This window comes from Paenibacillus hebaui (assembly GCF_051934385.1).
GTDB lineage: Bacteria > Bacillota > Bacilli > Paenibacillales > Paenibacillaceae > Paenibacillus.
In genome coordinates, this window is sequence record NZ_CP196836.1 from 7,028,664 (window position 1) to 7,048,307 (window position 19,644).

At 45.4% G+C, this 19,644-nt stretch carries 15 protein-coding genes; 8 read left to right on the top strand and 7 right to left on the bottom strand.

The genetic code is table 11. The annotated features are described in order from the left end of the window. Positions 1–115: 115 nt before the first annotated feature. From ACR32F_RS31650 to ACR32F_RS31665, 4 genes are all read right to left on the bottom strand, one after another. Positions 116–1,498 carry a helix-turn-helix domain-containing protein gene (locus ACR32F_RS31650; protein WP_440114678.1) on the bottom strand — a complete coding sequence of 461 codons (1,383 nt, stop codon included), beginning with the start codon at positions 1,496–1,498 and terminating at the stop codon, positions 116–118. Between the two features lie 275 nt (positions 1,499–1,773). Next, a complete protein-coding gene (locus ACR32F_RS31655; RefSeq protein ID WP_440114681.1) occupies positions 1,774–2,691 on the bottom strand; it encodes an aldo/keto reductase in 918 nt (305 codons plus the stop codon). Between the two features lie 180 nt (positions 2,692–2,871). Next, entirely contained in the window at positions 2,872–3,762 is an 891-nt protein-coding gene (locus ACR32F_RS31660) for a diacylglycerol/lipid kinase family protein (RefSeq protein ID WP_440114684.1), read from the bottom strand. A 161-nt stretch (positions 3,763–3,923) separates the two neighbouring features. Next, the gene (locus ACR32F_RS31665) at positions 3,924–4,337 is read right to left on the bottom strand and encodes a hypothetical protein (RefSeq protein ID WP_440114687.1); all 414 of its coding nucleotides are present in this window, start codon (positions 4,335–4,337) and stop codon (positions 3,924–3,926) included. Here ACR32F_RS31665 and ACR32F_RS31670 point away from each other — a divergent pair. Together ACR32F_RS31670 and ACR32F_RS31675 are read left to right on the top strand one after the other, a co-directional pair. After that, positions 4,331–4,735, top strand: coding sequence for a flavin reductase family protein (locus tag ACR32F_RS31670; RefSeq protein ID WP_440114690.1), 405 nt, complete (start codon positions 4,331–4,333; stop codon positions 4,733–4,735). The genes ACR32F_RS31665 and ACR32F_RS31670 overlap by 7 nt on opposite strands. 393 nt (positions 4,736–5,128) lie before the next feature. Beyond that, a complete protein-coding gene (locus ACR32F_RS31675) occupies positions 5,129–6,643 on the top strand; it encodes a leucine-rich repeat domain-containing protein (RefSeq protein ID WP_440114693.1) in 1,515 nt (504 codons plus the stop codon). A 251-nt stretch (positions 6,644–6,894) separates the two neighbouring features. Here the strand turns inward: ACR32F_RS31675 and ACR32F_RS31680 are convergent, their stop codons facing one another. Further along, positions 6,895–7,857 (bottom strand): endo-1,4-beta-xylanase, encoded by a 963-nt coding sequence (locus ACR32F_RS31680; protein WP_440114696.1) that lies wholly within the window; start codon positions 7,855–7,857, stop codon positions 6,895–6,897. 317 nt (positions 7,858–8,174) lie between these two features. Here ACR32F_RS31680 and ACR32F_RS31685 point away from each other — a divergent pair, with 317 nt between their 5' ends. Both ACR32F_RS31685 and ACR32F_RS31690 read left to right on the top strand, forming a co-directional pair. Continuing rightward, positions 8,175–9,371: an MFS transporter gene (locus tag ACR32F_RS31685; RefSeq protein WP_440114699.1), complete on the top strand. Its 1,197-nt coding sequence runs from the start codon at positions 8,175–8,177 to the stop codon at positions 9,369–9,371. 117 nt (positions 9,372–9,488) lie between these two features. Continuing rightward, on the top strand, positions 9,489–11,786 hold the full coding sequence (locus ACR32F_RS31690) for a 5'-nucleotidase C-terminal domain-containing protein (RefSeq protein WP_440114702.1): 2,298 nt from the start codon (positions 9,489–9,491) through the stop codon (positions 11,784–11,786). 232 nt (positions 11,787–12,018) lie between these two features. Here ACR32F_RS31690 and ACR32F_RS31695 read toward each other — a convergent pair whose 3' ends face one another. Further along, entirely contained in the window at positions 12,019–12,957 is a 939-nt protein-coding gene (locus ACR32F_RS31695; protein ID WP_440114705.1) for a macrolide 2'-phosphotransferase, read from the bottom strand. Between the two features lie 432 nt (positions 12,958–13,389). Here ACR32F_RS31695 and ACR32F_RS31700 point away from each other — a divergent pair, with 432 nt between their 5' ends. The 3 genes from ACR32F_RS31700 (at position 13,390) to ACR32F_RS31710 (ending at position 16,958) form a co-directional block, all read left to right on the top strand. Beyond that, positions 13,390–13,746 carry a hypothetical protein gene (locus tag ACR32F_RS31700; protein WP_440114708.1) on the top strand — a complete coding sequence of 119 codons (357 nt, stop codon included), beginning with the start codon at positions 13,390–13,392 and terminating at the stop codon, positions 13,744–13,746. 156 nt (positions 13,747–13,902) lie between these two features. Beyond that, entirely contained in the window at positions 13,903–15,348 is a 1,446-nt protein-coding gene (locus tag ACR32F_RS31705) for a DEAD/DEAH box helicase (RefSeq protein WP_440114711.1), read from the top strand. A gap of 362 nt (positions 15,349–15,710) precedes the next feature. Continuing rightward, positions 15,711–16,958, top strand: coding sequence for a TerD family protein (locus ACR32F_RS31710; RefSeq protein ID WP_440114714.1), 1,248 nt, complete (start codon positions 15,711–15,713; stop codon positions 16,956–16,958). Positions 16,959–17,113: 155 nt separating this feature from the next. Here ACR32F_RS31710 and ACR32F_RS31715 read toward each other — a convergent pair whose 3' ends face one another. Next, a complete protein-coding gene (locus tag ACR32F_RS31715; protein ID WP_440114717.1) occupies positions 17,114–17,299 on the bottom strand; it encodes a hypothetical protein in 186 nt (61 codons plus the stop codon). Between the two features lie 475 nt (positions 17,300–17,774). Here ACR32F_RS31715 and ACR32F_RS31720 point away from each other — a divergent pair, with 475 nt between their 5' ends. Beyond that, a complete protein-coding gene (locus tag ACR32F_RS31720; protein WP_440120076.1) occupies positions 17,775–19,592 on the top strand; it encodes an AbfB domain-containing protein in 1,818 nt (605 codons plus the stop codon). The last annotated feature ends 52 nt before the right edge of the window (positions 19,593–19,644 follow it).

Genomic DNA, 19,644 nt, shown 5'->3' on the forward strand with positions numbered 1-19,644 from the left:
TGTCCCTAAACCATGATCATTTGTTCGGTAAATTGAAGGATTTGGGTTTTTCTCAGGTGGGACTGGCCCAGTAACAAATGGCCCAGTAACAGGAGCTATGATGTTCACCACTATACTACATGTAACTATCAGCAAAGCCAGCTTTCTCTTCATTGAGTTCCTGCACCTCACTAATCAAAATTTTGTACTGCTGTATAGCTGAGTCAGACGCGTACTCCCTGTATTGCTCAAACAGTCCGACACCTCTAAGCATACCTCGTCCATCGCTAATTTCAATAGAAAATCTTAAACTATTGAGGACAAAATCCAAGCCTTGGGTAAACTCGTCTTTTTTCAGATAATAAGTGCCTAGCCCTGCCAAAAGACGAACGTACCGATCATCGGTAACCTGTTTACTGACTTTCCCAATTCGATTACTCTGTTCCTGATAAGTGAAGTAGGCTTCGTATTGCTGGAGCACATCATCAATGTTCATATCATAACGGTTAGCAGCAGTAACAATATCGCAAAGCGCAGGAAAAATCTCATTCTCCTTTGTTGAAATGTATGCCAGATAATCAGGTAACACCTCAAACTGTCCGGCCATTAATTGATATATATAACGGTTGCCCTCCGCCCATTCCTGAAACTGATTAATAACAACCATTTCATCTGAATCAGGTTCCCTTACCCAACTGTAATCCGTATATAAAGAAACATATTTCAGTGCTATCTCATAGTTCTTCAGATGAAAATTGGCACTTCCTGATGCCAAATAAGAATACAGGATGTAGAAGACAATCGGCCTTTTCGTCTCCTCCTGTTTCCTTCTTCCATTCAGCTCATAATGAATGGTTGCTTTCACCTTTAACTTTTCAGATAGTTCCTGAACTTTGCTCCATCTGTGAAGGGATGCAAATGCATTAATCAGTTCATTAAGCGCATCTAACTGGTAGCGTTCATCCAGTCGATCCACATAATATTCAAACTGGGCAGCGATAATTAAATTTCTCTGCTGATCATTGGTCAGTCCCAACCTGAATAGTCGATACTGACATAGTGCAAGCCGTTCGGAGTGTTGCATTTTCTCACTTTCGGCTATCGTTTCATATAGAAGAATGGCAGGTTTGAATTTACCCTCATGGTAGAATTCCTCAGCCAGATCAAATAATAAAGGGATATAGGATAGATTATCCATCATGAGCCGGATAACTTCTTCAATACAGTTCAGTTTATCCAACTCAGCACAACGATGAAGGAAGGGGCCCAGTCTTCGCCAGTCGGGGGTTGCATGGACAAAACACTCATCTATGTATAATTCATAGAAGTAACCTTCTGCGAGTCTCATAGCTGCTGTGATTCGATCCAGTTGCTGCATCGCAATTGGACGATTCTTGTTCAGTATATTGCTCAGCGTACCCGAGTTAATTCCGGACGTTTCCGAAAATTGACTAATGGACATCTGTTCACGCTTCAGATAGCTTTCTAGGTGATCGCGTATCGTGGTTGTTGGCTCCAAACAAACACCACCCTCCGAAATGAAAAACCATAATTAGGCTCAACGGTATGCAAAAGTAATTATATGTAATTATTAAGCAAGGGTCAATAAGATATATTCAACTAATTTGTATTAATTACAATTTAATCCTATTACTCGAATAGAGACCCCTGTCCTTAATTTTATACCGGGACAGGACAGGCATCAAATCAACGAAAAAAGGCAAAAACACGAGCCACATACAGGCTCGTGTTTTATCTCATTCGGCAGTCTTTCAGCAGACTGCGAAGCGTACTTTAAGGCAGCACATTACCGGCTGCACGATAAATCTCATACCATTCCTGACGAGTAAGGTGGACATCGCCAGCTTTAACACAGTCCTGCAGGCGCTCGATATTCATCGTGCCTGTCACAGGCTGCATATGAGCCGGGTGACGCAGCAACCAGGCAATCGCCATCGTGGTGTTGCTCACTCCATACTTTGCAGCAATCTCGTCAATTTTCTTATTCAATTCCGGGAACTTGTCACTGCCGAGGAATACACCTTCAAAGAAACCGTATTGGAACGGTGACCAAGGTTGAATCGTGATGTCATGCAGGCGGCAATAATCCAGAATGCTGCCGTCACGGTTAACCGCGGCGTCATTCTCCATATTTACGTTGATTCCACTGGAGATCATCGTTGTGTTAGTAATACTCAACTGCAACTGGTTGGCGACCAGTGGCTGTTTGACATATTTTTTCAACAATTCAATCTGGTTTGGATTCTGGTTGGATACTCCGAAGTGACGCACTTTACCTTCGCGCTCCAATTGGTCAAACGCTTCAGCCACTTCCTCCGGTTCTACCAGCGTGTCTGGACGGTGCAGCAACAGAACGTCAAGATAATCGGTTTTCAGACGTTGCAGGATGCCATCCACCGAATTCAGGATATGCTCTTTCGAGAAATCAAACATGCCTTTGCGGATACCGCATTTGGACTGAAGAATCATATTTTCACGAACTTGGGGATTCATCTGCACGGCTTCGGCAAAGATCTCCTCACATGTTCCTGTACCGTAGATATCGGCATGATCGAAAAAATTCGCTCCAACTTCCATCGCGGAACGAACAAAATGTTCGGCTTCCTTGCCGCTTAATGAATTAATACGCATGCAACCCACGGCGATTACGGGTACTTCGAGTGCGCTGCTGCCCAGTTTCATGGTTCTCAAGATGTTTCCCCTCCATATTCGGTATTATCGTACCTCGTACTGATCATTGCGTCGAAGATTATACTTGTCTTCCATCTATGATTGTGACACACAACTGCAATCGTTTTCAATGGATTTATCCTAAATTCATATGGAAAAATGGTAGGTTTTCGGTCATGCCTCCATTCATACGGAAACGGACTATACTTCTTCCGGAACAATGACCTCAATATGCCGGGGCAGGACACTGATCCGAATGGGTAAGGAAGGCCCTTCCTCTCCATCCACATTCGTGCGGACTGCTTCGGTGGAGCGAACATGGACTTCTTTTGCCGTAAAATAATCAACATCCTTATGGTTCTTCAGGTTGCCAAACAACAGGGAAGTCCCGAGTGTAACCGTGTTGAAGACATTCATGCTACGGACAACAAAACAATGAACTAAGCCATCATCGATCGCAGCTTCCGGGGACAATTTCTCAAAGCCTCCAACCGAATTAGTCAGCGCCGCAAGAAAAAGGGGAGATTCCCCCTCCCAGAACTGCCCATCGTATTCAATGGTTAGGTGCTTGGCAGGTGTATTCATGAGGTCTTTCAATCCTTCTTTCAAATACGCAAATGAACCCAGCTTCGACTTTTCCTCCGACGATACCGAGAACAACGCCTCGGCCAAGGACCCGGCTGCCACCACGTTGGCAAACAGACGATCATTGATTTTCCCCAGGTCCACGATATGACTCTGATCCGAACGTAACTGCCGTATGGCTTCTTCCGGGTCGAGCGAGATATTCAGCGCCCTCGCAAAATCATTCACTGTCCCCAGCGGCACTACACCCAGTCTGGGACGATGTTCCTGGCCCATCATACCGTTAATCGTCTCATGCAGCGTGCCGTCCCCTCCGATGGAAATAACGAGGTCACAACCATCTTTGCATGCACTCAGACAGAAGTTCGTCGCATCACCTTCTCCGGCTGTCTCGTTGACCACTACTTCATATTGCTGTGATTCGAGAATTTCTTGCACCTTGGACACATATTGCTGAGCCTCTTCTTTACCCGACGATGGATTGCTAATAATCATGGCTTGACGCATACCCGCATCTTCTCCTCCACATGGCATCTTTACTTCATTTATACCCTAACTGCCCTCATGTTGAATAGGTTCAGTGGAAATTGTACAAATTTTTTTCTACAGTTGAGTAATTTACTATTTCGTCCAATTACTTTGTCCAACGACAGACTTATAGCTGTATATCATTGATCAATTAGATAAGGAGTAAGTGCTGGCATAATTAAATGATCAACAAGAAGCACAACAAACGATCGGTCAATATTTTTACGGAGCAAGGATCTATATGATAAAACTGAAGGACCTATTTCTGTGAACAGGTCCATTAATTGTGCATCTATTGAGCTTTTATCAGCAAGAGAAGATTGTATTATTATTTTTAATTTCTCATGAAATTGCGTAAAAAAATTATAATTCAAAGCTTTTTCAAGCTCTGCATTATGAGCGATTGCTGTTGTTATAGCAGTTATTGCTTGACTATCGACACTTTTACAACTGACAAAACTTGCATCAAACAAGTCAATAAGTTGATCTCTTAACGTTTTTGATGGATCAAGCACCTCGCTTAAATTCTCAAGTGGACTTAACCTATTTGGCAACGGGTCCTGGCCACTATGGATTTGGACTTCGTGAAGCAACATTAAGTTACGAATTACTTACCAAGAGTAGAGAATTTGCCATTCATTTTCTTCCGGCAGAAAAATCAGAGTGGATTCAAGCCGTAGGAACTTTTAGTGGTAGGGATGTTGACAAGTTTATTGAAGATGCTTACTTCGTATATGAATGTAGAGTGGTTGGACAAAATCGGTATGGTACTCACGATTGGTTCGTAGGAGAAGTGATTCAGGCTCATCAGGATAAATCCGTATTTAATGAGGACAGTTTAGTTGACTTCAATAAGATTGACATACCATTATACATTGGCCGGTCTGAATATAGAATATTAGATCATAATGCTCCTGTAAAAAACCATCCACTTTATAAAAAGAAAAAGTAACCAAATTCATTGGAAGTATTAAATGGACTCCTTCCCTTTAGTTATTTCTGTAAACGATCCCGATAAGGAGTCCAAAATTTTTTTGAAAAAGATGGCCTGGAAGAGTGCAGTGTGAGGTTTGTATCATATAGAATAGAAGTATAGTTATCTGCTCATCGTGAATTTCCTGTTCCCTTTTCCTTCGGATGGGTTAATAACTATAGATGTGTTCATTTATTCTATCTGTCCCTATCGTGACTTTACTATTTTCTCTACATCAGCATTTTGCATAATTCGATTCAAGACGCTCTTTGGATTTTTTTGCAAAATGCTCACATAAAAGTTGTACTCTCACAGTACATAAGAACAGTACACTTACTATCCTCAAAATCGGAATCGGAGGGAATTCATGCAATGAGAAGAATGACTCTACTATTGCTAGTATTTATCCTGAGTCTCGGGGCAACGGGTCAAGCGCTGGCTTATACTACTGCGGATTTGGGCGAAGGCATCGTTGAAGATCCTGCACTGGAGAACGGACTGAAGCTGATCCTGAACAAACCGGTAGATTCCACTCTAACCTCATCGGACCTTGCAGAGCTGAATATTGTGGATCTGAGCAATGCAGGCATTCAAAGCCTTGCTGGCCTGGAGTATGCGACTAATCTGACCCACCTCCGGTTATATGGCAATGAGATTGAAGATCTAACACCACTGGAGCACCTGTCCCAGCTTCGCGAGATTGATGTTCGCAATAATTACATTACATCCATTGATAAACTGGCTGATTTGAAAGGCCTTGGACGGCTGTATATCAGCAACAATTCCATTTCTTCCATAGAGGTGGTACGTGGATTCACCCGATTACATACGTTCCATGCCAGCGGGAACCAGATTACCAGTCTCGCCGCGCTGGCTGATGTAAAGGCTCTGAAATGGCTGGAGATCTCCAATAATGAAATCACGGACTTATCGCCGCTTGCGGATAAAACCCAACTCCAACAGCTCAATGTGGCGAATAACCGTATTCAGACGCTGGAAGTACTGGCTGATCTCCCGAATACACTTCAGAAACTAAATGTGGCTGGCAGCCAGATTTCCGATCTGACGCCTCTGGAGCATATGACACGTCTGCGGACGCTGGACATCTCCGGCAATCAGGTTCAGCACCTGACCCCCCTTAAGGATCTGGTCGGCCTAAAGGAATTGAATGCGGAGTCTAATCAGATCTATGACCTGGAACCGTTACGACAGCTGTCCAAGCTGGAAGTGCTTAAACTGTCCAATAACCAGGTGTGGGATCTGACACCGATTGCAGGTTTTACTTTTAAAAGAAATAGCTCTGCCCATACCATAACGGACATCTCGGCCTCTACATCCTTATCCTCCGGTATCCAGACGTCGGTATCTGAGCCTGAACCTGCAGGACTCACGGTGCAAAATAACTACCTGGATGTCGCCAGTGGCAGTGATACGATGCGCCTTCTAAACCAGATGAACGTACGGGAGCAGAAACGCACCCCACAAGGCAGCTTTCAACGTCTGATTGAAGGGTCCACCACCGCCTATGTAGGAGATCGTGCTTATGCGCTGGAGGCTGCTCCCTTTATCAATGAAGGCCGAACCTATGTGCCGCTGCGCTTTGTCTCGGAGCAGTTGAATGCCAGCGTGAATTGGAATTCGGATACGCAGGAAGCCGTAATCTCACAGAATGATAAGACCATTCGCTGGACAGTTGGCAACAAACAAGTGAACGTGGACGATGCGCTCGCGATGAATGATGCCCCTCTTTTGATGAAAAATGGCAAGGCATTTGTTCCGGTTCGCTTTATTTCGGAGCAATTCGACACCTCCGTTGGTTATATCGGAAGCAGCAGAACGATTCTAATCTTCGAAAATAAACAGCTCGAAGAGAGTGTACAGCCTTAAAATAAATAGTAAAAATTCTGCACGATGTAGAATAGACGCTCCGGTTCGGGCTGGAGGCCGATTCTTTCAAAAGCATTGTCATTCGGGAAACCTGGAAGTTAAGTATATCCATACAACAATAGCGCCTTGCTCCGCTACCTCATATGCGGAACAGGCGCTATCTGTTGTACTGCAAAAATGACCTGATGGGATAATGAATCGAAAATTCAGGATGAGTCGAACTTTAAAAGTGGAACACACCCGAACTGAACTTAAGGATTGTTTGCCAGATAATTTCTCAGCCACTGCATTGCTGGACGCTCTGTACCATTGCTGTTCACCAGGTGGGTACCCTCTTTCCAGGTTTGATTCTGGTTGTAACCCCACAGCGTCACACCCTTAACAGCGGAATGCTTCCATAGTACAGGGAATTTCTGTTGATAGCGTTGTAATTGCGTATTGTCATCGCCCGTCATGTCCAGTTCGGACACATAGATCGGCAGACCGGTCGCAGCCAGCTTGTTCAACACGGTATTCATTGTGCTTATGGAAACGTTATCCATGTTAAAGTAATGGGACTGAATACCAATCCCGTCAACAAGGCCTCTGCTTTTCAGGATATTGATGATCTGTATATATTGATCCGCTTTAGCCGGATCACCGATAATGCCATATTCATTGATGTGCAATTTGGCATTCGGGAAAGCTTGTCTCGCCTGTTGGAAAGACCAGATTACCCAATCCCAGCCTGTCGCTCCATCCCCACCAATAGCGTTGCGATAGGAAGGCTTGGCATGCAGAGGCTCATTGACTACATCGACAAAAGCCGCTTTGGGATAGCGCTGGCCTGCAGCTTTAATCCACTGTGTCACCTCAGCCTTCTGATCAGCAGCAGAGAGACCGTTTATCCATCCAGGCTGCTGATTCCCCCATACCAATGTATGGAATTTGAACGGGAATCCATTATTGACGGCATGATTGTACGCCATGTCTGCCTGAGACCAGTTCATGACGTTGCGTGTGCCCTCAATTGCATCCCATTTGGTTGAATTCTCGGGAGTCACCTGATTCCAATAGGAATTGAAATTGGAAGGTACACTGCTCGCGATGATATTGCCTAGAAATTTGTTTCCCTTCGCCAAGCCGGCGCTCACACTACCAACGGCTACTGATGCGGCAAGCACACCCACTAACGCGAGCGAACCCACAGTTTTGAACCATTTGGACTTAAACAATGTGTTTCCTCCTTTGAATGTATAATACTTAACCATACGGTAAGCGCTTACAAACTCATTCTACTGGATATATTTGTAATAATCCATGTAAAAAGTATAGCTTGTCCCTAAAAAAGTATAGGTGTTGGGCTTTATCATACCTGACTTAACCAAAGGTTTTTTTATTATTATATTTACAAATCTATAAATCTAGATATAATATAGACCAGATAACCTGCTCTCATGTCCTTCATATTATAGAGGGCAAAGCACGCTTTTTTTTAGGATAAATATATCTATTTATCTGTATATTTAAATTTATTGGAGGTACGTTTTAAATGAAATCACAACAGGTCAACCCACTGCTTATCCTGATTCTTGCACTGGGTGTATTCGGGATCATCACAACGGAAATGGGAATTGTGGGGGTGTTGCCTCAAGTAGCGCATAAATTCGGCATCACGGCTGCACAGGCAGGTTGGCTGGTCAGTATATTTGCGCTGGTCGTAGCCATTGCGGGCCCCTTTCTCACCTTGCTGGCGTCCGGGATCAATCGCAAAATCATCCTGTTAGCCGCTGTGTTGATGTTTGCCATCTCGAACGTCGTATATGCCTACGCCACAACATTTGATACGATGCTTATTTTTCGCATCATTCCCGCGCTATTCCATCCCGTTTTCTTTTCCGTAGCCCTGGTCACAAGTGCCCAACTTGTTCCAGCAGAGAAAAGCAGCCAGGCCGTCGCCAAAGTATTCACCGGAGTTACCGCGGGCTTTGCCTTTGGCGTGCCACTGACATCCTATCTTGCTGAACGCCTATCCCTCGAAATCGCCTTCCTGTTTGGAGCGATGGTCAGTGTGATCGCTTTTATCGGAATATGGATCTGGCTGCCCTCGATGCCGGTGAAGGAAAAGATGTCCTATGGCACGCAGATCGGTATTCTGCGCAAACCGGGGTTATGGCTGAATGTTGCCGCAGTCGTTTTTATATTTGCCGCCATGTTCTCCGTGTACAGTTATTTCGCCGAGTATCTTGGACAGGTCACCCGAATGAGCGGATCATGGATCAGTGTTATGCTCACCGTCTTCGGTGTTGTCATGATTATAGGAAATTTGGGTTTTGGACAGTTTCTGCGGAAGAGCGTGATTCGTACTGTTCTCATGTTCCCCCTGTTGTATATAGCAGCTTACGCACTCGTCTATTTAGCCGGTACCCACTTCATGTGGATGGTTATTGTAATCATCATCTGGGCATCCGTTCATTCGGGAGGATTAATTGTAAGCCAAACCTGGTTAACCGCTGAAGCTCAGGACGCGCCTGAATTCGGCAACAGCTTGTATGTATCCTTTTCCAATCTCGGTGTTACCTTGGGTACTGCCATCGGTGGATGGTTCATCACGAATCTAGGGACACCTCAACTGATCTGGAGCGGGATGATGTTTGCGCTGATCGCTTTTGTATTGATTTGGATTAAAATTAAGTACTTCGCCTCTGCGGCACCATACGTTAACACTCGTCCTAATTGCTTCGGATGATTTGGAACGGTGCCTTTGGATTGTCATTTTGTGGTTTACATTTATCAAATGTTTATCTAGTATTAATTCAATGACACATATCTTTACATAACACTAGATAACAAGGGAGATTACAACATGCGCAAATTTGCACCGAAACGTTTCGCCGGATGGCCCTTATCGTTCCTCTTATGTGCCTCCATCCTGTTCGCCCCCTTCGCTTCAACTCCGGTTCAGGCTGCAGAGGCAGACAAGGAAACCAAGATTACGTTGCTGGGAACATCGGACATACATGGCCGATTTATGCCGTGGGACTATGCTTTGGACGGTCCGAACCCAACAGGAAGCATGACGCAGTTGTATACCATTGTGAAAAAAGTGCGTGCGGAGAATCCAAATACGATTCTGCTGGATGCAGGCGACATGATTCAGGATAACTCGGCTGAACTGTTCAACGATCAACCTCAATCTCCCATGATGGTCGCAATGAACAAGATGAAATATGACGCTTGGGTGATGGGAAACCATGAATTCAACTTTGGATTGGACGTATTAGAGAAGATTTCCTCACAGTTCAAGGGTCAACCCTTGGTGGGTAACATTTTCAAAGAAAACGGCGACCGCTACATGCCTGCATATACCATTATTGAGAAGGACGGAATCAAAGTGGGCGTGATCGGAATGAACACACCTATGATTACCGAGTTTGAGAAAGGTACGGACCATCTGGATGGCATTATCGTCAAAGATCCTGTGGAAGAGACCAAAAAGGCCATTGCCGAGCTGAAAGGTAAAGTCGATGTCATGGTTGGACTTATGCATATGGGACTGGACAACGAGAATGGGAACCCGGGCACCGGGGTCACGGATATTGCCAATGCCAACCCGGAGCTGTCTGCCATTTTTGCCGGACACATGCATACCTTGATTGAATCCCAGACAGTTAACGGTGTATTAATCTCCGAACCGAACAAATATGGTTCACACATTTCGCGAATTGATCTGACGTTTGCCAAAGAAGGCGACAAGTTTGTTCTCAAAAGCAAAGAAGCTCAAGCGCTCGCTGTAAAAGCAGCAGACGGAACGTATGAAGTGTCCGACCCTGGACTGGAAGATACGCTGCATCCGTTCCACGAGTACGCCCGTGCTGACGCCAACATTGAAGTGGCTGAACTGAAAGGAACCAACCTGGTGCCTGCGGACGAGATCAAGGGCATTCCTGCGGTGCAGATTCAGGAGACCCCCCTCTCCGATTTCTTCACCGAAGTTATGCTGCATTATAGCGATGCTGACGTTGTCGCGCATCAGATCGATAACGACAAGGCCAAGCTGGATGTGGGGCCGATCAAGAAAAAGGACATTGCGTTCAACTACCAATATACCTTCGGTGAAGTAACCGTATACGAAGTGACGGGAAGCGATCTGAAGGATTACATGGAGTGGTCTGCGGGATATTTCAACTCCACACGCCCAGGCGATGTGACGATCAGTTTTGATCCCAAACGACGAGCATCCAAATATAGCACCGATGATTTCTTCGGTGGAGTGACCTATGAGATTGACCTGACCAAGCCTTACGGCAGTCGCATCACGAATCTCAAGTACAGCAATGGTAAAGGGGTCAAAGAAGACGATACATTGAAGCTCGGGATGAACGCCTACCGAATGGAAGCCCTGATTGCCAAGGGCGGCGCACTGGAAGGCCGTAAGTTCAAACAACTATGGTCCTCCAAGGATGCTTCCGCATTTGGCGAAATTCAAGGCACGATCCGTAACCTGTCGATTTCCTATCTGAAAGACGTGATGAAAGGTGTCTACGAACCGAAGATCCAACACAACTGGAAAATCACCGGTGTGGATCTGACTGCCCCTGCACGGGCAGATATCGTAGAATTGATTAATGATGGCATCATGTCTGTTCCGACCACGGAAGATGGCAAATATACCAACATCGCGTCCATTAACATTTTGGATGCGGTAACTGAAGAAGAAATGACTGCCCTTGCGACCAAAGCGAATGTGAGTATAGCGCAATTCTCTGGCGTGAAAACCAAGGGAGAGTTCTATCAGCAGTTGAACAAGGCTCGCAAGGCGGCAACAGGTAGCGGTGATGAAGCGACACCGCCTAAACCTGAGAAGCCGACGAAGCCAACCGAACCGAAGCCAACGCCGACTCCAGGAACATCGAAACCTGGCAAACCAGCAGCACCAGGCACAGGTAAACCGGGTACAATCATTAAAGGTAAACAAGCCAAGGTTACTGCGGCCCACCTGAATGTACGCTCCAGCGCTTCATCCCAGGCCAAAGTAGTGACTGCTGTACCGAAAGGCACCGTTCTTGAGGTGATCGGTACAGACAAGTATGGTTGGGTAAAAGTGAAACTGGATGGACGCGCAGCTTATGTCTATGGCAAATATGTAAGTATGCTGAAATAAAACACAAAAAGTGGCCTAGCTCCGCGATGTACAAAAAGGGCGATTCTCTCCATGGACAACATGGTAGAGATCGCCCTTTCATATGTTAACCACCAATTACGGATGTTGCAGCATATATACTTCATGAGTAGAGCTTTTAGTTTTGCGGCACGTTCTTAATCTTGATCTTTTTAATAAAAGAATCCCGCTGTATACCATTCTTTTGTTCAGGCTCCATACACCGTCCAAGCACTCAATCCGTCTTCACATCCCAGCTCGCAAGCATGCCCCTCGCCATTTCCATAGTAGATTCTTCCCGAGTTACGAGTGCAAACTGCGCAACGATTGCCGGGTATGCCGCCCACTGCTCCCGAATATGCTCAAGCATCTGGGGCCATGTTCTCCCACCTGCCCTCTCATAACGTTTCAGCAAATCCCGCAATCCTTCCTCTTCAAAGAGCGCATAATAGATCACAAAATCCTTGCCCGGGTCAGCTATTTCTGCTTCTGTCCAGTCAATTAATCCGGTTACCCGTTGGTTGTCATTGACGATAATATGTGGTGGATGCAAATCACTATGATTGAACGTGGAATACTCAGGCCAGTAGCTATCCGTTGACAGCCACGCTTCCCACCTTTCAGCCAGTTGATCTGGCACCACGAAGCTTTTCTTGATTTCCTCGATATTGGCTGCAAATTCTCGACGAGCTTCCATAGGTGTCTTGATCCGCACTCCGCCTTTCTTCGCCTTATGGGGATCTATGTTATGCAGCACCGCGAGAGTAGTAGCCAGTGAATCCATAAACGTATCAGACAGAGTCTCTTGTGGGAAGCGCCATGCATATCCTGTACCAGCAGGGTCAACAACTGCGATGGGTTCCCCCTCAAGCAGTGGATAAGCAATCAGCTCTGGCGTGCAGATTTGCCAACTCGGTACTTGTACAGGAATACTTTCCCTGATCACATCTAGCACTCTACGTTCATTTTCAGCCCGTTCCCATACGTCCTTGCGCCGTGGCTTGCGCAGTATCCACCTTTGTCCCTGTTCATCGGTGGCAAAAGCTACACGAAAATCCATACCGGACTCATTGATTTCTATGGATTCCTCAGCAATATAAAGCCCGTTCTGCTCAGCTAAAGATATTAGTTCTTTTTGAGCTTCCACATGTTCGTTCACGTTCGATTTTGTCATATCAGGTATTCCTCTTTTCCTCGATAAAATAAAAAAACACAGACCTTTCTCGCCTGTGCAGTTCATTTCGGATGTTCGGTATCCCTGAATGCTCGCAAAAATATAGTAGTACATCAAAGAACTACTCTCTATGAGTATTTCTTTCACGACTAGCGGCATACGTGTAAATAGGCAAACCAATCCCGATGAGCTGCACACAGGCAGAAAAACAGCAAGCGCAAACAAACGTTTCGCCCTACTATCTCAATCGGAAAAAATTTACCACACGTATCCCTCCGTTCTGTAAGTTATCCCTATGCTAACATATTCCATTTCCCAGTTCCATCCTGATAAGAGGTTTTTTTTCTTTCTCATTGATGTAAGGGAACTTTGATGTCTCAGAAAACGTCCATACCTATAGATGGTCCATACAAGGTGGGAGGTGAAAGACTAATGTTCATTGTACGAAGATTATTCGTAATACCGGTTATCTTGCTTCTGCTAACGCTAGGATGCACAGAAAAATCCGAGGAAGAGGGAAAAGAGAAGCCACCTGTACACGGAATTATTACGGATTTTAATGAAGAAAAGGGACAGGTCCTCATCGACAATGAGGAGGAGAGCGGTGTTGGATTAGGACCCATCTGGATTTCACTCAGCAAGAATGCCGAACTCATCATCGAAGGAGAGACTGTCACCGTCTCTTTGGATGAAACACTGGTTGGTCGAAGTGCAGACGTGTGGATAGATAGATTTATCGCTAAGTCTCTTCCTCCCCAAACTAAGGCTGTGAAGATGGTCATTCATTAACGGGCCTTTGCTCCTGAAAATTGGGATTGATGAAAACAATTTAAACACTCGAAGCATTTACTCCGTTAGCTCGCCTGTATATAGAGTATAATAAAAAGGTATACGATAAATGTACGGTGCAATACTTGTACAAAACTAACGCAAAAGAGGTAAACGATGAGTAAGCAACAATTTAAAGATTATGGACTTGGTGAAGAAATCGTGAGAGCGCTGGATAGCCTGGGCTATGAGACACCAACTGAGGTTCAGACCAAAGTTATTCCAGTAGCGCTGGAGAATAAAGATCTTGTAGTCAAATCACAGACAGGTAGCGGTAAAACAGCCGCCTACGGCATTCCGCTCTGTGAACTGGTGGATTGGAATGAGAATAAGCCTCAGGCTTTGATTCTTACACCAACCCGGGAACTGGCTTTGCAGGTGAACGAAGATATTACGAATATCGGCCGCTTTAAGCGTATTAAAGCAACCGCACTATACGGACAGTCTCCTTTTCATATCCAAAAAGCCGAATTAAAACAAAGAACACATGTCGCCGTAGGTACGCCAGGTCGCGTATTGGATCATATCGAACGCGGCACGCTGCCGCTGGAACGGATCGCCTATCTCGTCATTGACGAGGCCGATGAGATGCTGAATATGGGCTTTATCGAGACGGTACAATCCATTATTCAAGCGCTGCCTAGCGAGCGAGTGACGATGTTATTTTCTGCAACGTTCCCTGAAGATGTAGCCAAACTGTCACGGAAATACATGAACAACCCGGTGGAGATTGAGATCAAAGCGAGTGGTCTCACCACGGCAACCATTGAACATGCTGTGATTCACATACCAGAAGTGAACAAAACTGCGCTGCTTCAGGACTTGTTCATTGTGGAAAATCCGGATAGCTGCATTGTGTTCTGCCGTACGCAAGAGAATGTAGATAAGTTGTTCCGGGTCATGGCTGACCTTGATTATCCAGCAGATCGTATCCATGGAGGCATGGAGCAGGACGAGCGGATCGAAGTCATGAACGCCTTCAGACGAGGACAATTCCGTTATCTGATCGCGACCGATGTGGCTGCACGTGGGATTGATATCACCAATATTACCCATGTAATCAACTACGATATTCCTTTGGAAAAAGAGGGTTATGTACACCGTACAGGCCGTACGGGACGTGCAGGCAAAACAGGTAAAGCCATTACGTTGATCACACCGAAAGATGGCAGACGTCTGGCTGAGATCGAATCCTATATCGGATTTGAAATCCCTGTCGTGAAAGCACCTTCCGAGGAAGCAGTGGATCGCCGCAGAGAAGATTTCGAGAAGCGATTGAAGATCGTGCCTGAACGTAAAAAGGACAAGCGTGAACAGTTGAACCAACAGATTATGAAGCTGAACTTCAACGGTGGCAAGAAAAAGAAACTTCGCGCTGTAGACTTCGTGGGTACCATCGCCAAGCTTGAAGGTGTTACTGCAGACGACATCGGGATCATTACGATTCTGGACAATGTAACGGATGTAGAGATCCTGAACGGCAAAGGCCCACTCGTACTGGAGCTCATGCAGAATACAACGATAAAACGTATGCAGCTCAAGGTTCGCAAAGGTCATAAATAGATTGGTAACTAGTTGGACGATGGAACTGATGACTAGAATGGAAGATCATCAAGATCTATTGCATCGTTTAGACTAGGGGCTGTAGTGATTGTTGAAAGGAATTCTCTCGCGTTGGTATGAAACGTCAATTGCGAGTTAGAAATCTGAGCGCCATCGACGTATGGGTAGGAATGTGATTATCTGCAGTACGGAGTACAACACGGACAAGATGTGTTTGGGTCAGTGTGTCTGCTGTTTGGACAGGCTGATCCTCTTCCCCATGTTGGTGACTAAACATAATAGTTGTTGAGTGTATAATGATTTAATGGCACTATTTAAGAGTCTATTTATATTAAGAACTGTTATAGAATGGAGTGGTTTAAATGAATCAGTTTCTTCAGATGGGAGCAAACACAACCCTGAGTGCTGCAAAAGGTAGCGTTATGATTAGCCATGAAATTTCTAATTTAATAGATATTTCTTTAACAGCATTCCTTTTAACGGATTCGGATAGGGTACAAGGAGATCATGGAGTCATATTTTATAATCAACCAACAAGCTCATCAGGTGTAGCTACCCTCATGCCATCTGAGCTAGTAGGCAATACAAAAGTACATAAAATCAATTTTGATATGAGTAAAGTTCCTGAAGGTATTACCAAAATAGCTATAACTCTTACAGAGGATAACAGCACGGGATTTTCAAATGTAAAGAATTTAAAGGCAGAGATCGATAGCGGAAATACGATTATTCAGTTAACCCCATCCAGTTTCACCAATGAGAATGGAATTGTAGTATTGGAATTATATTTAAGGAACGGTCAGACAAAAGCAAAATCAATCTGGCGTGGATTTGATTCGGGGCTTGAAGGGCTATGTAAACTTTACGGTGTTGAGGTTGAAGCTGATGAGCAGAACAAGCTTTCCGAACCCCAGACTGCTCAAAATTCAATAACAAAAGAACCTGATCCGACTGTACCAGTTCCTGAAAATAAGAATAGTAACCACACCTTATCGTCAATAAACCTCGAAAAGGTGAAGGGGAATATCAATCTGGATAAAGGGCAGAAGCCCGTTATCATTGATAAAACACCGGAAATTACAGCGACTGTATCTTGGCAGACTGGGACAGATTATGATATATACGCTTTAGTCTACACAAAGAATGGTAAGCAGATCGATGTAGCTATGTTTGGAGCGGCAGGAACCCCACCTCTCAAAAGTTATGGTAACGGGATAGTTGAACATATGGGTGATGTTGGAAGAAGCAGCCAATCAACGAAGACAGAAGTTATTAAATTAAGGTTAAACGATGATATTCTTGCAGTTGTCCCTGTGGTCTATTCGGCTCAGTCCAATGGATCAGGATCATTCTACAGATACAAGGTGTCCATGAGTATAGATAATCTGAGTGGAACCTCCGTTACGATATCCGCTAAGAATGCAAATAATAATGATCGGATTTATACCTGTGTGCCCGGAATTCTTCATAATACACCAGATGGAGTGATTATTAGCCCATTGGAGCTTTACAGTAAACCGGATTCAGAGTTCAGACCTAAGCTCAAGATGGGATCTTCAAAGATGGTAGAAGTTGAAATGGATAAAGGACCCTTAAATAATTATAAATAATTTACCTGGATATACAGAATAGTAGCAAGTAGACTCGCCCTAAAAGGAAGACAGCCGCAGTTTATGACTTGAAGTAAAGTCTTAGACCGCGGCTGTTTTAGGTACTGAAAACCAGTCTTTTTGAACACGCACTCTTGCTGTTCGATTTACCTTTTCTATTTCTTCACTGTACCGCCTTCCACCGTATACCGAAATAGCGGATCTTCCGCGCCCCCTATATCATCCGTAACCTGGAACGTAGCAGCATTTGCCGACTTATAAACCCCACCCGTCACAAAGCTGAAGACCACACGGTCGTCTTTGCCCCAGTATAACCCTGCTCGCCTTGTTCTTCCGGGCATTGAACCACCGTATTCCCTGACGATCACGAAGATAGGCGAAGGACAGCCATCCCTTTTTATAAGTAGAGATGACTTCAAAATCCTGAGCGGTAATGTCTCCCTTAATCGGAATGCTCTCTCCACCAACACCATTCTGCAATATCACCTGAAGGTCTTTATCCACGACAAATGTGTCGATGATGCATCACACTCCAACCATTTTATGGTAATTAGTCTTATCTCATTTTAACGCGTGTTCCTCTTTCTCACCACTTCATCCGTGACATAATATTTAGGAGTAATTCTTCCGCTATCACCGCTCGAACTTGATCGAATGCCGGTTTGTTCAGCAATGAATGGATTGTTCACTTGAAATAGCGTATAGGTAGACTACACTATAATTGAAAGCGCTTTATTTTTCATATCCTTGGGGAGGTGTAATGCAATGAGAAGCAGGAAATACGCATGGATTCTGGTTTTCGCACTAACACTATCGATGTTTGGCATTCACCCTGAACGAACGGATGCAGCAAGTGTGACCCTAACCAACGGTTCGGATTGGCTGGATACCGCAGGTAACCCCATCCACGCCAATAGCGGCAACATTCTGAAAGTGGGTAGCACTTACTATTGGTACGGCGAGCATGCGGTTGGCGGCAAGTTTGATAGTATGAACGTCTATGCCTCAACGGATCTGAAAAATTGGACGTTCAGCAATGCCATCCTGACCAAAGATTCAGCCACTGAACTCGCCTCCAGCAAGATTGAACGGCCCAAAGTCATCTACAATGCCACCACTGCGCAGTATGTGCTCTGGGCGCACTATGAGAACGGCACGGACTATAATCTCGGGCGGGTAGCGGTAGCGACAAGCAATACGCCGAACGGCAAATTTACGTATGAGGGCAGCTTCCGCCCACTCGATTACGAATCTCGTGACATGACGGTCTTTGTTGATACGGACGGCACAGGTTATCTGGTTACCGCTTCCCGCAAGAATGGCGGTGCCAATGATACGATGGCTATTTTCAAAATGAATGCAAGTTATACCGGGATACAGTCCTTCGAAGGCTGGCTGTTCGAGAATGCCTACCGCGAAGCGCCTGCCGTTGTGAAAAAAGGGAACCGTTATTACCTCTTCACCTCTCAAGCCGCTGGCTGGTATCCGAATCAGGGGGCCTATGCCACAGCCACTTCCATGACGGGACCGTGGACTGCACTTACGCCATATGGCAATCCATCTGCCTTCGGTTCGCAGATCCACGATATTGCCACGATCACAGGTAGCACCACCACCTCCTACATCTATATGGGGGATCGCTGGAATCCGATGAACCTTGGAGAGCACAAGCATATCTGGCTGCCATTAACTCTGGATGATTCGAACGGAACAGCCTCACTGGAGTGGTATACAACGTGGAATATCGATGCAGCCACAGGCACAGTAACACCGCCTGCTCTCGTCAATCACGCGCAAGGCAAAACGGCCACCGCCAGCTCCACAGCCTCTGGCTCATCTGCATCCAACGTCAATGATGGCAACTACCAGACTTCATGGGTGGCTTCCTCCAATAGCTGGCCCGCTTGGTGGCAAGTGGACTTCGGCGCACCGAAGACCATTACGGAGATCGATACGTCCTGGTTTATGTATAAAGGTTCCGAAGGGTACTACAAATATAAAATCGAGTTCAGTAACGATGGTGTCAATTACTCCCTACTAGATCGCACCAACAATCTGACCTATGGCTTTACGACAGATGCCGTGCATTTCACAGCCCGTTATGTACGAATCAATATGGTAAACGCTGTCTTGTGGAATAATCCGGGCAACTGGTACACCCCAACCTTGCATGAGGTCAAAATGTTGGGTACTGCAACACCCGAAGCCACAGGTTACAGCCGGTTCAGTTCACACAACTATCCGGATCGATACATCCGTCATGCCAACTATACTGCTCGCGTGGATGCCAACGTCTCTCCTGTTCTGGATTCACAGTTCCGCGTCGTACCGGGTCTTGCCAGCTCCACGGGAATATCACTGGAGTCCATCAACCTCCCCGGTTACTTCCTGAAACGTAATGTCAGCAACAAAATAGTACTTGAAGCTTACGCGGATACCGCAACCTACAAGGGAGATGCTACTTTTCTGAGCAATCCCGGCTGGGCTGACAGCACCAAAGTATCTTTGCGGTCTTATAGCCAGCCCGCATATTACATCCGGCACTATGATTACGTGCTACAGCTCGATGCCATCAATGCATCCAGCAGTGTGACCGTGAAGAGTGATGCAACGTTTGGGCGGACTAACTTTTAATGTGGGATATGAACTACAGCAAAGAGGCTGCATCCCGGAAATACCCCCTAGG

What these genes read in the sequence shown, in the direction of transcription:
- ACR32F_RS31660 (WP_440114684.1), bottom strand. Translation starts at nt 3,762, where the DNA reads ATGCGTCAAGCCATGATTATTAGCAATCCATCGTCGGGTAAAGAAGAG.
- ACR32F_RS31685 (WP_440114699.1), top strand. Translation starts at nt 8,175, where the DNA reads ATGAAATCACAACAGGTCAACCCACTGCTTATCCTGATTCTTGCACTG.
- ACR32F_RS31720 (WP_440120076.1), top strand. Translation starts at nt 17,775, where the DNA reads ATGTTTGGCATTCACCCTGAACGAACGGATGCAGCAAGTGTGACCCTA.
- ACR32F_RS31705 (WP_440114711.1), top strand. Translation starts at nt 13,903, where the DNA reads ATGAGTAAGCAACAATTTAAAGATTATGGACTTGGTGAAGAAATCGTG.
- ACR32F_RS31715 (WP_440114717.1), bottom strand. Translation starts at nt 17,299, where the DNA reads ATGCCCGGAAGAACAAGGCGAGCAGGGTTATACTGGGGCAAAGACGAC.
- ACR32F_RS31700 (WP_440114708.1), top strand. Translation starts at nt 13,390, where the DNA reads ATGTTCATTGTACGAAGATTATTCGTAATACCGGTTATCTTGCTTCTG.
- ACR32F_RS31675 (WP_440114693.1), top strand. Translation starts at nt 5,129, where the DNA reads ATGAGAAGAATGACTCTACTATTGCTAGTATTTATCCTGAGTCTCGGG.
- ACR32F_RS31690 (WP_440114702.1), top strand. Translation starts at nt 9,489, where the DNA reads ATGCGCAAATTTGCACCGAAACGTTTCGCCGGATGGCCCTTATCGTTC.
- ACR32F_RS31695 (WP_440114705.1), bottom strand. Translation starts at nt 12,957, where the DNA reads ATGACAAAATCGAACGTGAACGAACATGTGGAAGCTCAAAAAGAACTA.
- ACR32F_RS31710 (WP_440114714.1), top strand. Translation starts at nt 15,711, where the DNA reads ATGAATCAGTTTCTTCAGATGGGAGCAAACACAACCCTGAGTGCTGCA.